At 67.0% G+C, this 13899-nt stretch carries 11 protein-coding genes; 5 read left to right on the forward strand and 6 right to left on the reverse strand.

Features of this window, described 5'->3' with window-relative positions; genetic code table 11:
* Positions 1–10 precede the first annotated feature (10 nt).
* Positions 11–1591, reverse strand: coding sequence for a carboxylesterase/lipase family protein (locus ACFC4D_RS10365; RefSeq protein ID WP_376062489.1), 1581 nt, complete (start codon positions 1589–1591; stop codon positions 11–13).
* 79 nt (positions 1592–1670) lie between these two features.
* Here ACFC4D_RS10365 and ACFC4D_RS10370 point away from each other — a divergent pair, with 79 nt between their 5' ends.
* Positions 1671–2633, forward strand: coding sequence for an Lrp/AsnC family transcriptional regulator (locus ACFC4D_RS10370; protein WP_376062490.1), 963 nt, complete (start codon positions 1671–1673; stop codon positions 2631–2633).
* Between the two features lie 9 nt (positions 2634–2642).
* Here ACFC4D_RS10370 and ACFC4D_RS10375 read toward each other — a convergent pair whose 3' ends face one another.
* Together ACFC4D_RS10375 and ACFC4D_RS10380 are read right to left on the reverse strand one after the other, a co-directional pair.
* Positions 2643–3326 (reverse strand): helix-turn-helix domain-containing protein, encoded by a 684-nt coding sequence (locus ACFC4D_RS10375; RefSeq protein ID WP_376062491.1) that lies wholly within the window; start codon positions 3324–3326, stop codon positions 2643–2645.
* Entirely contained in the window at positions 3323–4813 is a 1491-nt protein-coding gene (locus tag ACFC4D_RS10380) for an APC family permease (RefSeq protein WP_376062492.1), read from the reverse strand. The genes ACFC4D_RS10375 and ACFC4D_RS10380 overlap by 4 nt, the downstream gene beginning before the upstream one ends.
* A 195-nt stretch (positions 4814–5008) precedes the next feature.
* Between ACFC4D_RS10380 and ACFC4D_RS10385 the strand changes: the two genes are divergently transcribed.
* The 3 genes from ACFC4D_RS10385 to ACFC4D_RS10395 are packed head-to-tail and all read left to right on the forward strand — an operon-like array spanning position 5009 to position 8872.
* Positions 5009–6463, forward strand: a complete 1455-nt coding sequence (locus ACFC4D_RS10385; RefSeq protein ID WP_376062493.1) for an APC family permease — start codon at positions 5009–5011, stop codon at positions 6461–6463.
* A 40-nt stretch (positions 6464–6503) separates the two neighbouring features.
* Positions 6504–8456, forward strand: a complete 1953-nt coding sequence (locus tag ACFC4D_RS10390) for a primary-amine oxidase (RefSeq protein ID WP_376062494.1) — start codon at positions 6504–6506, stop codon at positions 8454–8456.
* Complete coding sequence (locus ACFC4D_RS10395; protein ID WP_376062495.1) at positions 8453–8872, forward strand: hypothetical protein; 420 nt, start codon at positions 8453–8455, stop codon at positions 8870–8872. Before ACFC4D_RS10390 ends, ACFC4D_RS10395 begins: the two co-directional genes overlap by 4 nt.
* On the opposite strand, the gene ACFC4D_RS10400 is transcribed toward ACFC4D_RS10395, so the two are convergent.
* Entirely contained in the window at positions 8847–9500 is a 654-nt protein-coding gene (locus ACFC4D_RS10400) for a TetR/AcrR family transcriptional regulator (protein WP_376062496.1), read from the reverse strand. The genes ACFC4D_RS10395 and ACFC4D_RS10400 overlap by 26 nt on opposite strands.
* 125 nt (positions 9501–9625) lie before the next feature.
* On the opposite strand from ACFC4D_RS10400, the gene ACFC4D_RS10405 reads away from it, so the two are divergent.
* Positions 9626–11170, forward strand: a complete 1545-nt coding sequence (locus ACFC4D_RS10405) for an FAD-dependent monooxygenase (RefSeq protein ID WP_376062497.1) — start codon at positions 9626–9628, stop codon at positions 11168–11170.
* A gap of 9 nt (positions 11171–11179) precedes the next feature.
* Here ACFC4D_RS10405 and ACFC4D_RS10410 read toward each other — a convergent pair whose 3' ends face one another.
* Complete coding sequence (locus ACFC4D_RS10410) at positions 11180–12334, reverse strand: PucR family transcriptional regulator (protein ID WP_375952782.1); 1155 nt, start codon at positions 12332–12334, stop codon at positions 11180–11182.
* Positions 12335–12413: 79 nt separating this feature from the next.
* On the reverse strand, positions 12414–13733 hold the full coding sequence (locus ACFC4D_RS10415) for a lipase family protein (RefSeq protein ID WP_375955883.1): 1320 nt from the start codon (positions 13731–13733) through the stop codon (positions 12414–12416).
* Between the last annotated feature and the right edge of the window lie 166 nt (positions 13734–13899).

A 13899-nucleotide genomic window follows, 5' to 3' on the forward strand; every position in this document is an offset into this window, starting at 1 on the left:
ATTTCGAGGGTCACCAGGTGATGAAGGAGTTCCAGAAGCCGCAGTGGTGATCCGCGGCGAACCGGGTGTAGTCGCGGGACCCGTCCGGTGCGAACCGGAGCATTCGTCCCGATGCGGCATCGAAGCGCGGTGCGGCCGGGCGGCCCGCCCCATCGGGATCGCCGGTGCGGGCGAACGCGGTCCAGTAGTCGATCATCTGTTCCGACAGTCGCCGCTGGGCATCGGTGAACGCCGGTGTGACGCCGTTGGTTTCATACAGGTAGGGCAGGTCGAAAGCATGTGCCGCGCCGAGCGGGAAGCTCGCCGGTGGAATGCCCGGCAGCGCGGGCGCGGTATCGTCGGCGAATTCGGCGGCATAGGTCGGAACATGCTGTGCCAGTAGTCCGGCCGTGGTCGGTACGCCGCAGATGTAGTCGAAATCGCTGCGCGCGGCGGCGTAGGCGAGTACCGGTTGGGCGTAGTCCCGCAATGGATAGCGCTCGATCACCTGATCGGCCTTGTCCGCGCCGAAGAAATCACGCACGGCCTGCGGATAGGCATCGGCGGTGAGCGTGGTGCCGAGCCCGTACTGGAACAGCACCATCAGGCGCTCCTCATCCTTGGCATCGGTGACCAGCACGGGCACCCGGTTGAAACGCCCCGACCCCAGCGCATCCCGCAGCGGTTCGGTCAGCACCCGGCCGTCGATATCGGGAAACCATTGGTACGGAGCCTGTGCCGCGATCAGCTCGCCGACGGGCTTGGCGCGCAGGCAGATTCCCGCGGTGCGCGGATCCGCACAGCCGACCGCCGCGGCGTAGGTCTGTCCCTTGGCATCGGCCTGCGCCCGAGTCGGCCACGCGCCGAAACCGTCACCGGCACACGGTGCGCTCTGCACGATCGCGCGCTGGAACAGTCCGGCCGCCAGTGGCGATCCGAGCTGCGAGCACACCGATACCGCCCCGGCGGACTGTCCGTCGATGGTGACCGATCCCGGATCACCGCCGAAGGCCGCGATATTGCGCCGCACCCAGCGCAGCGCGGCCTGCTGATCGAGAATGCCGTAGTTCCCGGTGATTTCGGCTCCGGAATCCGCTGCCATGGACAGCCCGCCCAGCACGCCGAGCCGATAGTTGACGGTGACCACCACGACATCGCCGCGTGCCACCATCCGATGCGCCGCATAGTCCCGTCCGGAACCGGACACCATCGAGCCGCCGTGGATGAACACCATGACCGGCAGCCCGCGCGTCGCGCGCCGAGGCGTCCAGACATTGAGGTTCAGGCAATCCTCGGTGGTCACATCGGTTCCGCCGAGCGCGCCCGCGGACTGCGGGCAGGCATTGCCCGGACCGGTCGCCTCCCGCACGCCCGGCCACGGGAGCGCGGGTTGCGGCGGCTGCCAGCGCAGCGGGCCGACCGGTGGTGCGGCGTAGGGGATTCCGAGGTAGGACCGATCGGTATCGGTGGTAGTGCCCCGAATCTGTCCGGTATCGATGGTCACGACCGTCGGGTCGGAGCCGGAGCCGGTATCGGCGGGGGCGGGGGCGGCTGTTCCGAGACCCGCCGCGCAGATGAGAGCCAGGGCCGACAGCATGTGCCGAATTCGCATGCGTATCACCGTGCCCGGTCAGCGAGATTTCGGACAAGGTCGGCTGGCTGATCGACGGATACCGCCACATACTTGGCCGATGCTGGACGAATTGGACCGCAGAATCGTTGGGGCGCTACAGATCGACGGCCGCGCGGCCTGGAGTCGCATCGCAGCGGTGCTGGGCGAACCCGAGCGCACCGTGGCCCGGCACGGCAATCGACTGCTGGAGAGCGGGGCGGTGACGGTGACCGCGCTCGCGCCGCGCGGGGATTCGGTACTGGTCCGCATTCGATGCGCACCGGGTACGGCGGGGGTGTGCGGACGCACGCTGGCGCATCGGCCGGACGCGATCTTCAGCTATGTGCTGACCGGTTCGGTGGACTGCGTCGCCGAAATCATCTGTCTGCCGGAACAGGTCGCGGATCTGGTGTTGCAGGAACTGCCGGGGATCGCGGGACTGGTGGAGAGCAATACCCTGCCGGTGCTGCGCTATTTCCGCACCGTGCACGAATGGCGGCCCGCGCTGCTCACCGCGGCCGAAGTCGAGGCGCTGACCGAGCAACCGCCGATCACGCCCGAGCCCACCGGGGTGGGCGGGCAGCGGCTCGGCCGCGAGGAACGGCTCATGCTGCGCGCACTGGCCGAGGACGGTCGCCGCACCTATGACGAAATCGCGCGTATCGCAGGCGTTTCCGAGCCGACCGCGCGCCGCCGGGTGGAGGCGCTGCGGCGTACCGGGGCCGTGCACATTCGGGCGGTGGTGGCCCCGGCCGCGCTCGGTCTGGGCGTGGAGGCGCTGCTGTGGATCCGGACGCAGCCGGGCACGGTGGAATTGGTGGGGCAGCTGCTGCTGAAGTCACCGTACGTGCGATATGCGGCGGTGATCATGGGCGATCACCAGATCGTCGCCGATGTGGCGGTACCGGACAAACTCAGCCTGTATCAGTTGCTGACCGCGGCCGAATGGGTCGCGCATGTGGACTCGGTGGAAACCTCGATGGTCATCGACGTGCTGAAAACCAGTGGTGTGCAACGCCAATCGAGTGCCTCGCGACGCTGATCGAGCGGGCTAGCGGTCGCCGAAGGCGGTTTCGAGCAGATCCCGGCCGGGAGTGAGCAGCCCGACCGCCTCATCCACATCCCGCAACCGCGCCGAACTGGTCGAGAGCGTGAGCCCGGCGACCAGCACTCCGCGCCGATTGCGGATCGGAAGCGTCAGACACCCTGCCCCGGAACGCAATTCATTCACCTGGAGGGCGTATCCGCGAGCCCGAGCGAAGGCGTCGTTCTCGGCCAGCGCGAGCCGCCCGATGGCCGATGCGGTGAGATCGCCGGTGATCACGTGTTCATGCTCGATCGGATACTCCGGATCGGCGTCGAGAATGCGGACCCGGGGCCGTTCGGTACCGGTGCGGTGATATCCGGCCAGATGCACACCGCCGCGGGTGTGATCGCGCAATCGTGCGAGCGCCTCCAGTGCCGCACCGGGAAGCGGTGCGGGAGTGGCCATTCCAGCCAGTTCGGTCACCTTGCTGCCCAGCGCGAATCCGCTCAGATCCGGTGTGCGCACCAGATACTCCTGCTGCACCAGCAGATTCAGCAGCCGGTACGCGGTGGCGCGCGGCATACCCAGATTGCGGCTGATCTCGCGTGCGGTCACACCCGGACCGCAGGCGGCGACCTCCTCGAGCACCACCAGGGCGCTCAGGACCGCCTTGGGCTGGCGGCCGCCGATACCGTCCGAAGCGCTCACGCCGCGTCTCGCTCCTCGCGTGCGGAACCGCCCAGCACATCCGCGCCGATCGGAATGTCATGGGTGCCCACCAGGAGTGCGCCGCGTCGCCGGGCACGGCGGAACACCATGAGCCCGACCGCGACTCCGAGCAGGAACAGCACCACCCCGGCGGCGCGCGGACCCTGCCATTCGGTACCCAGGAAGACCACCAGGCAGCCGGCCAGGGCCAGCGCGGCCACGGTCGCCACCAGCACCGGACCCACCATGAACTCACCGATGCGCCGCAGGAAGAACGGCACCGCCGCGCACACCAGCGTGTAGGCCAGCACATATCCGCCCGCCGACACCACCAGCAGAATCCCCACCGCCTGCCGGTTCGTGATTCCGGCGGCGAGCAGAAGTGCGGGCACCACGGTCACCACCGGCATCGACACTCCGATCGCGATATGCGGGGTGCGATGCACCGGATGGGTGCGGCTCACCGACCGCGGCAGCACCCCGTCGATACCCATGCTCAGCAGCACCCGGACCAGCGCCGTCGCCGAGGCCAGCGCACACGCGAAAAACGATGCGGCCACACCGCAATCGAGAATCGGCGAGATCCACCCGACCCCGTAGTACGACGAAAGCTGATGCACCGGAGCGGAATCCTGATCCAGCGCCACCCCCGCCGCGCGGAATCCGGTGGTCTGCACCGAGGTGGCCGCCACCACCAGTACCCCGGCCGCGATCGGCGACCAGATCAGCACCCGCGGCACCGCGGCGAACGGGCGGCGCGCCTCCACCGACAGCGAAGCCGCGCTCTCGAATCCTACGAACGCGGTAATGGCGATGACCGCACCGGTGACCAGCCCGGCGAACGAGAGATGCGGTGGCACGAGCAGCTCCCGGGCGATCGGCCGATGCCCCTGACCCAGGAACAGCACGATCACCAATCCGGCCAGCACCGCCACCGCGACGGACTCCACCAGCAGACTCAAACGCGCCGAGACTCGTACCCCGCGCAGCATCACCGTCGCGCACATCAGGCCGCAGCACAGTACGCACAGGATCGGGATCAGCACGCCCTGCGCGCCCAGCAGATTCGATACCTGCAAACCGATATTCGCCAGTGAGTACATGGCGATGAAGGCGTATCCGAGGATCATGCCGACCCCGCACAGGAACGCCGCCGTTGGGCCGAGACCCTTGGCGGTGAACGTGTACAGCGAGCCCGCCGTAGTCATGCGCTTGGTGAACTGATTGATCGCCGCCGCGACCGGCAGCGTCATACCGATACCGAGCACCGCCGCCCACAGCGCCCCGTCACCGCTTGCGGTCACCAGCATGGCTGGCACGGTGGCCGCCGCCGCGCACGGCGCGACCGCCGAAACCGATTGCGCCAGTAGATCCGGAAACCCCAGGCTGCGCCGGTGCAATCCGGACATGGGCGAGGTATCGCGCACACCGGAGACCGGCGGGGGATCGGCGATGGCCTGATCGAGTGCGCTGCCGCGTGAGCTCATACGCCCGGAACGTACGAAGGCAATGTGTCGCGAATGTTGCCGTGATGTCAGCGCTCGGTGTTGCCGAACGAGACAGCGCGCGGGCGGAGGGTCTCAAAAGCGGCTGCCGTGACCGTTACCGCCGGGTCATGGTCCGGCAAAGGGATGCGCCAACAGTGTTGGGAGTTCCAGGTTTTCGCTCTGCGAGGTGCACCCATGACATCCATATCCAGTCCCGGCCGAGGGACCTCCGCGTCACCGGGCGGGTTACGCGGCTCACTCGGGCCCGGCGCCATTATCTTCATGGTGGTGGCCGCGGCGGCCCCGCTCACCGTGATCGGCGGCAGTGCGCCGATCGCCATGCTCATCGGCAATGGCGCGGGTTTCCCGGCCATGTTCGTCGTGTCCGCCGTTGTGCTGCTGCTGTTCTCGGTCGGCCTCAGCGCCATGAGCAGGCATGTGCCCAAAGCCGGGGCGTTCTTCACCTACATCGGCTACGGCCTGGGACGGCCGCTCGGATTGGGCGCGGCCTACCTTGCGCTGCTGACGTATACGACGGTGCAGGTCGCGGTGTACGGGTTCCTGGGCGCGGCACTGCGCAGGTCCGTGCTCGATATCGGGGGACCGGACCTGCCGTGGTACGCCTACGCGCTCACCGTGGTGGCCGTGGTCGGAACGCTCGGCTACCGCCATATCGAATTCAGCTCGAAAGTGCTGGGGCCACTGCTGATCGCCGAGGTGGGCATCGTACTGTTGCTCGGTCTGGTGGTCGTGGCGCGCGGGGGAGCCGAGGGCTTGTCGGCGCAGCCGTTCACCCCGCATCTGGCGCTGTCCGGCTCGCCCGGACTCGGACTCATGATGGCCCTTGCCGGATTCATCGGATTCGAGGCGACCGCCATCTTCCGGGATGAGGCGCGCGATCCGGCCCGCACCATTCCGCGCGCCACCTACGGCGCGGTCATCTCGATCGGACTGTTCTACACCTTCGGCACCTGGGCGCTGGTCATGGCGTGGGGACCGGATCGGGTGCTCGATGAAGCGGCGCAGGATCCGGGCGGGTTGATCGTGCGCACGGCACAGGAGTACCTGGGGACCGTCGGCGCGGTCGCCATCAATGTCCTCTTGCTCACCAGCCTGTTCGCCTGCGTGCTCTCCTTCCACAATGTGATCGCGCGCTATCAGCATTCGATGGGCGCGACGAATGTGCTGCCGGGCGCGCTGGCCCGGGTGCACGGGCGGCACTCCTCGCCGTACCTGTCCTCGGCGGTGCAGACGGTCACCGCCGCGACGCTCATCGTGGTGTTCGCGCTGTGCGGGCTCGATCCCGAACTCGAGGTATTCACCTGGTTCTCGGGTGTGGCGAGCCTCGGGGTGGCGCTGCTGATGGCACTCACCTGTGCCGCGGTACTGGTGTATTTCGCGCGCACTCGGGCGGATACTCGGTTGTGGCACACGCGAATTGCGCCCGCCCTGGGTGTGGTCGGCCTGGCCGTGGCGGCCGGGCTCATCGTGCTCAATTTCCGCACGCTGATCGGCGGATCGGCCACCCTGTCGACGGTCCTGCTGCTGATCACCTTCGCCTGCCCGCTGGCGGGCATCGCACAGGCGTACGCGCTGCGGCGCGGCAATCGCGGTGTGTACGACGGCATGACCGATGCCATCGCCGCGTGACTCCGGCTCGTTTTCATCCCTTCTCATCAGGAGTTGAACCATGTCCACTGTCGAATCACTCGTGACCACAACCGATTCCGGGCTACGGGTGCTGGAAAGCCTGTCCGCCGAGGAGATCGGTGCCGTGCGTGAAATCCTCACCGCCGCGGGCAAGGTCGGTCCCACCGGACGTTTCGTCTACGTCGGACTGAACGAGCCGGACAAGGCCGAGGTACTGGCCCATCAACTCGGCACCGCGCCCGCACCCGAACGGCTGGCCCGGGCGCTGCTGCTGGATATCGTCACCGGCGCGTCCCGTGATGTGCTGGTATCGCTCACCCGTGGCGAAATCCATTCCGACACAGCGATAGACGGCTCGCGCGGTCAGGTGCCAATTCTGGAGGAGGAATTCGCCGAGGTCGGCGTGGTGCTCGCAGGGAACGACCGTTGGTGCGCGGCACTGCGCGCCCGTGGCGTCGATCCCGCCATGACGGTGTGCGTACCGCTGTCGGCCGGGCACTACGACATCCCGAGTGAGCAGGGCCGCCGCATTATTCGCGTCTTCGCCTTCCGGCAGGACCATCCCGAGGATCACCCGTGGGCGCATCCGGTGGACGGTCTGTGCGCCTACGTTGACATCATCACCCGCGAACTCGTCGACCTGATCGACGACCGCATTCTGCCCGTGCCCGAGGAGCACGGGAATTTCCAGGATCCCGAATTGGCGCTGCCGGGCTACGAGGGCCTCAAGCCTATCGAGATCACCCAGCCGCAGGGACCGAGTTTCACCGTCGACGGTGACAGCATCGAATGGGCGAACTGGCGGTTGCGCATCGGATTCGATGCCCGCGAGGGACTCATCCTGCGGCAGTTGAGCTTCCGCGACGGCGATCGCGACCGCCCGGTGCTCTACCGCGCCTCGATCGCCGAAATGGTGGTGCCCTACGCCGATCCGTCACCGAACCGGTTCTGGCAGAACTACTTCGACACCGGCGAATACCTGTTCGGCCGCTTCACCAATTCCCTGCGCCTGGGCTGTGACTGCCTGGGCGAGATCCACTACTTCGACGCCACCCTCGCCGATGAGCTCGGTATGCCCCGCACCATCGAGAACGCCATCTGCCTGCACGAGGAGGATTACGGCACACTCTGGAAGCACACCGACCTGTTCACCGGCGTCAGCGAGGTGCGGCGGCAGCGGCGGCTGGTGATCAGCTTCTTCACCACCGTCGGCAATTACGACTACGGGTTCTACTGGTACCTCTACCTGGACGGCACCATCGAATGCGAGGCCAAGCTCACCGGTATCGCGTTCAGCGCCGCCTACCCGCCCGAGGGCTCGCCGTATCAGAGCGAGGTCGCACCCGGGCTGGGCCTGCCGTATCACCAGCATCTGTTCAGCGTGCGGCTGGACATGACGGTCGACGGGACCGCCAACGCGGTGGACGAGGTGGAGGTGAGCCGGGTGCCCGTCGGGCCGGACAACCCGTACGGAAACGCCTTCACCGCCAAGACGACTCGACTGGCGAGTGAGTCGGAGGGCGTGCGTGATGCCGATGCCGCCAGCGGGCGCGTTTGGCATGTGGTCAGCACCGAGCGGACCAATCGCATGGGCAAGCCGACCGGCTATGTGCTGCACCCGCAGCAGACCCCGACCCTGCTGGCCGACCCGTCGTCTTCCATCGCCGCCCGCGCCGCCTTCACGACCCGCCAGCTGTGGGTATCCCGGTACTCGCCCGAGGAGCGCTATCCCGCAGGCGATCTGGTGAATCAGAACGCGGGCGGGGACGGCCTGCCCGCCTATATGGCGGCGGATCGCGGTATCGACGGCGAGGACATCGTGCTGTGGCATACCTTCGGCCTCACCCATTTCCCGAGGCTGGAGGACTGGCCCGTGATGCCGGTCGACTACGTGGGTTTCACGCTGAAGCCGTACGGATTCTTCGACCGCAATCCGGTGCTGGGCGTGCCCGCGTCGACGCAATCGCACTGCTGCCATCCGGAGCCGCGGTGACCGTCGATCAGCATGCGCCGCAGCGGTATTCGCTGTCCCCGAGTGATCGCGCTCGAATCGCGGGCCGCTGCGGCGCGGTCCTGGCGGTGGGATCGGCGGCACTGCACGCCGCCGGTTCCTCCGGTCACGGCTCGGTGGCCGCTCCCGGTGTCGTACTGCTGAATCTGATGATCCTGGCGTGCCTGGTGTGTGCCTGGCACCTGTGGACCCGGCCGACCATGCGGGCATGGGCGCTCACGGCCGCCATGAGCGTGGGCATGATCGTCCTGCATACGATGCCGATGGGTACGGCGATGCATCACACGGAAATGCCCATGCTGCGTGCGGCGACCGGGACCGCTGTCCTGGAAATCGCTGTGGCGGCCGCGGTTGTGATCACTCGGACAGTGGTTATGCCCCGGGTGCGGAGTCGATAGCGTCCGGCAGCAGATCACCGAGTTCGACGCCACCGGGTCGCACCCCGGTGGCCGTCGGCAGGCCGAACTCCAGCAGATCGAACACCGCGTGCATGGCAGTGACCGCATCGGGTTCGCCGCCGACGAACTGCGGGATCTCGAGTACATAGCGTGCGGTGGCGCGCGCGGTGATATCGCCTGCGGGACGGCCGATTTCGGCGGCGATGGCCTCTGCCAGGGGCTCTTCGCAGCGAATCCAGAGCTTGCGGGAGTAGTCGCGCAGGGCCGGGGTGTTCATGATCAGCTCGGTGCGCCGCCGGAACTCCGGGGACTGATCGGCGACGAAAGGTCCACGGCTGGAGATGAACTCGCGCAGCGCCGCCATTACCGACTGACCGGCGGGGCGGTCATGCACCGCGGCCAGCAGGCGCTCGCGGCGTTCGACGCCGTCGTCGAACATGAGCGCCTCCTTGCCGTCGGGGACGTGCTTGAACACCGTCGGCACCGAGATGTCCACCGCATCGGCGATCTCCTTCACGCTCACCGCGTCGTACCCGCGTTCGAGGAACAGTCGCAGTGCCGCATCGGCCAGCGCTTGACGGGTCTGGGCGTTCTTGCGCTCGCGGCGTCCCATGGTCGGCGTGGTCATCGGCCCATCGTATCAGGTCTGTTAAGTCACATAATTAATTAACTCAGTGGCTGTTTTAACTGAGTTGTGTTTTTCTGGAGGCATGACAGAAGAGAAGCTGGAGACAACGCCCGTACTGATCGTGGGTGGCGGCCTGGTCGGGCTGTCCGCCGCTGTTTTCCTACGCCGCCGGGGGTGTGCCGACCGTGCTGGTCGAGAAGCATCCGGGCAGCTCAGCGCATCCCCGAGCCATCGGATACACGACCCGGACGATGGAGCTGTTCCACGCGGCGGGTGTGGAGCTGCCGCCCGTGCACGGCGGCAAACCGCGCCGGGCGCGCGTGGCGAGCCTGGCCGGAGAGTGGTTCGAGGAGTACCCGTGGTCGCCCGCCGGGGCCGCCTCGCGTCCGGAGATCGAGTACTCGCCCATGCGGGCCACTGCACTCGCGCAGGACGCGCTCGAGCCGATCCTGCGGGACAGGGCGATCGAACTCGGCGCGGATATCCGCATGAGCACCGAACTCGTCGACTTCGCGCAGGACGACGCCGGGGTGACGGCAACCCTGCGCCGACGCGCCGACGGGCACGAATATCGGCTCCGCGCACAGTATGTGGTGGCCGCCGACGGCGTGCGCAGCCCGGTCCGCAAGGCCCTCGGCATCGATCGCACCGGTCGCGGCCTGCTCTCCGAACAGCGCAGCATCCTGTTCCGCGCACCGCTGGACGAGTACCTGGTGCACGGGGTGAACCAATTCGAAATCGAGCAGCCGGATCTCACCGGCTTCCTGACCACCTACAACGACGGCCGCTGGGTCTTCATGATCGCCGACGACATCGAACGGGACGAGAACGCGCAGCGTGCGCTGCTTCGCAAAGCCATCGGGCGCGAGGATATCGATATCGAGCTGATCACCACCGGTCGCTGGGAACTGGCCGCGCTCATCGCCGACCGATTTGCCGCCGGCCGGGTCTTCCTGGCCGGAGACGCCGCGCACCAATTGCCGCCCAACCGAGGGGGTTACGGCGCGAACACCGGTATCGAGGACGTGCACAATCTCGCGTGGAAGCTCGCGGCGGTACTGGCGGGGGAATCGGGGCCGGAGCTACTGAACACCTATGACGCCGAGCGCCGCCCCATCGCCTGGCTGCGGCATGAGCAGATCTTCGCGCGCGCGGATTACAAGGCGCACTTGGAGACCGGAGCCGCGACGGCGGAGATCATCGACGATGACGCGATGGAGCTGGGGCAGCTGTACCGCTCGGCCGCGATACTCGGCGCGGGTCCGGAATTGCCGCGCGCCCAGCGGCCCGAGCAGTGGGCAGGACAGCCGGGGACGCGTGCCCCGCACATTCCGGTGCGCGCCAACGGTTCCGAGTTCTCGATTCTCGAACTATTTCAGCGCGGCTGGGTGCTGCTGAGCGCGGATGCGCGTTGGGTGGCGGCGGCAGCCGGAATGGCCACCGAACTCGGTATCGACGTCACCTTCGTACATATCGGCGAGGATGTGGAACCGGTTGTGCCCGAGGCATTCCAGACCGCGTACGGCATCTCGGCACAGGGCGCGTCGCTGATCCGTCCCGATGGCTATATCGGCTGGCGCGCGGTTACCGCGCCCGGCGATCCGGACCGCGCCCTGCGTGATTCCCTGGCCGAAATCTCTTATGCGGTAGGTCAATTCGCCGAGCGCTAGTCGACTCCCTCAGAGCCGGAACGACTTCGACTCCAGCCGCCGAGCCGTGCGCGCCGCCATCAGGGTCGAGATCCCGGTGGGATGCAGCGGATCGTAACCGGTGAGATCGGCGATCCGGCTCAGCCGATAGGTGACGGTATTGCGGTGGATGAACAGCGCGCGAGCCACCGCATTGTGATTGAACTGATTATCGATGAAGGCGTCGAGAGTCTGCCCCAGCATGGGCTGATCATCGAGCGGATCGAGCAGCGCCGCCAGCGCGTGCCGGGTGGAACCCGTTGTGGCGATGGCGTATTCGAACATCATATGCTCGCGACGGCAGACCACTTCTGGCAATTGCAGACTGCACGCGACCTCGGCCACCGCGGTGGCCTCGGCATAGGCCGCCGGGATGGCGGTATGCGTCGAGGCCGGGGCGACACCGATCCAGAACTGCGGGTGCGGATCGGAATCACGCAGTGCGAGTGTATGAATGAGCCCGCTCACCGGATCACCGGCGCTCTCGCGCATGGGCACCAGTGCCGTCCAGCCGCCGCTGTCCCGGTGCAGCAGGGTGCCCGGCAATGTCGCCAGGCGACTGCGCAGCCGGGTGAGCGTGCCGGGTGCGGGTTCGCCGAGGCGGATCACGGCCACGAGAAACGCCGGGGCGGGCGGTGATTCGGGATCGACGGCCCATCCCGCGGGTTCCCGCCCGGTCAGCAGTGCGTCCGCGATCTCGCGCTGGCGTTCGAGCAGATCCCAGCGCGGCTGGCGTGCGTCCTCGACCAGCGCGCCCGCGATGCGGCCCATGATCAGACCCAGATATTCGGTCAGGCGCAGCCCGACCTGCGGGACGACGCCGTACTCCCGCACATCGAGCAGCGGCATCAGTTGCGCCCAGAAGAAGGCCGCGCCCACCCGATAATTGGCCAGCACCTCATCGAGGGACATGCCGTCGTGCACCAGCGTGAGCGCCCGATCGATGAGCGGCTGGGTATCGGCGACCGAGGGCTCGATATCTTCGATGAGATAGCGGAAGAACAGTTCGAGGTTCAGGGTGGCGCCGGGGACGAAATCCGCGTCTCGAAACGAATGCGGAAGTTCGTCATACGGCTGCGTAGCACCGCTGACCGCGGTTGCCAGCGCGGTAGCGCGCTCCCGCAGCAGCTCCAATGTGTCGCCCATGCCACCTCCTTGTGCCCGAGCGCATACAGTGTCTCGGACACTGTATGCGATACAGGATGTTACAGATAGCCCGGCTACCTCAGCTGCCCGGGAAACCGGCCGGGAGCGGCTGGAACGCGGCCATAAACTTCGGCCCGGGCGACAATCCGCGCAGCACCGCACTGGTCCAGGCGACCGCGGGCAGCCAGCCGGTGACCGCGTTGGTGATGTGCTCGGGGACCGGAACGGTATAGAACCGCACGTCCGCGCCCTGATCCCAGTAGGACTGCACGGTCGGGATGACCACCGACGGCGGAATCAGCTCATCCCAGACACCGTGCCACCACAGAATCGGGGTGTCCGGAATGTGCTTGCCGAGGCTGTTATCGCTGAGCACCTGCAAGACCTCCGGCGAGGTATTGAGCGATTTACCCGGCTGGAAATAGTCGCTGATCGGGCGATACACGCCCTGCAACGCGATGGTCGCATAGCAGCGGTGCTGCATATCGGCGAGCAGCCCCTGCCCTTCGGGCGTCAGGAATTCCTCGGGCTTGAACACATCCGGGTACTCCCGCGACAGCGAGGCGAATCCGAGCCACATGGTGAAATTGCTGGTGCCGGTCAGACCGGGCTGATTGCGGGTCGCGTAGTCCGCCTCGGCCACCAGGTTGCCCGGGGTACCGCCGATCGAAGTGCCGAGCAGCCGCACATCCGGCGCGTAGCTGGCCCGCAATTCGGCCGCGCGAATGGAACCCGAACCGCCACCGGAGTATCCGTACAGCGCGATCCCGGAATCGGTGAGGCCCAGCGAGGTGTCATTCTTCATGGCGCGCAAGCTGTCCAGCACCATCTTGCCCTCGGCGTAGGTGTTGAACGTATTGAACTTGCCATCGAAGTCCGGGACGTTGATCGCGAATCCCTGTGCCAGCCAATACACCACGAGGGTGGATTCCTTCATGGTGCCGGTCTGCAGGGTGTGCGAGGGGTTGCACGCCGAATCGGTGGAGTCGATGGCCTCCTGGAAGGACACCACCGGCCGCGCGCTGCCCTGCCAGGGAATGCCCGGGACGATCACGGTGGACGCGGTGACGATCGGATTGCCGTGCACATCCTCCGAGCGGAACAGCAGCTGCTTGGTGTACACCGGGACCGGCAGGCCGAGCAGACGGGTCTGCACTTCGCGTGAGCGCACGATCTCGCCGGGCTGATAGTCGGCGATGTTCTCCGGGTCGTTGTACCAGGGGTCCTGATCCGGGGACGGAATCGGCAGCAGATCGTAAATCTGTGGCTCCGTGGGCAATTGCGGCAGTTGATTCTGATTCGGCGGGAACGTCGGCGGGAAATCCGGTTCGGCGCCCGCCGCGCCCGCACCCGCCGTCACCAAACAAGCCGACGTAGCCAACACCAGCAGCCGCCGCATTCGAGCCCTGTTCACCCGAGCCTCCAAAACTCCATTGTTTCCACACCACCGGCTCAGACACTCCGGTGCATGCGATCCAGCTCACACCACCGCCACCCCGCGCGCAATCGGCGTCATGCCGATCATGCATCGCCGAATTTGTGCATGTGCACGAGTGAGCCGCATT

This window comes from Nocardia sp. NPDC056000, assembly GCF_042269265.1.
Lineage (GTDB): Bacteria > Actinomycetota > Actinomycetes > Mycobacteriales > Mycobacteriaceae > Nocardia.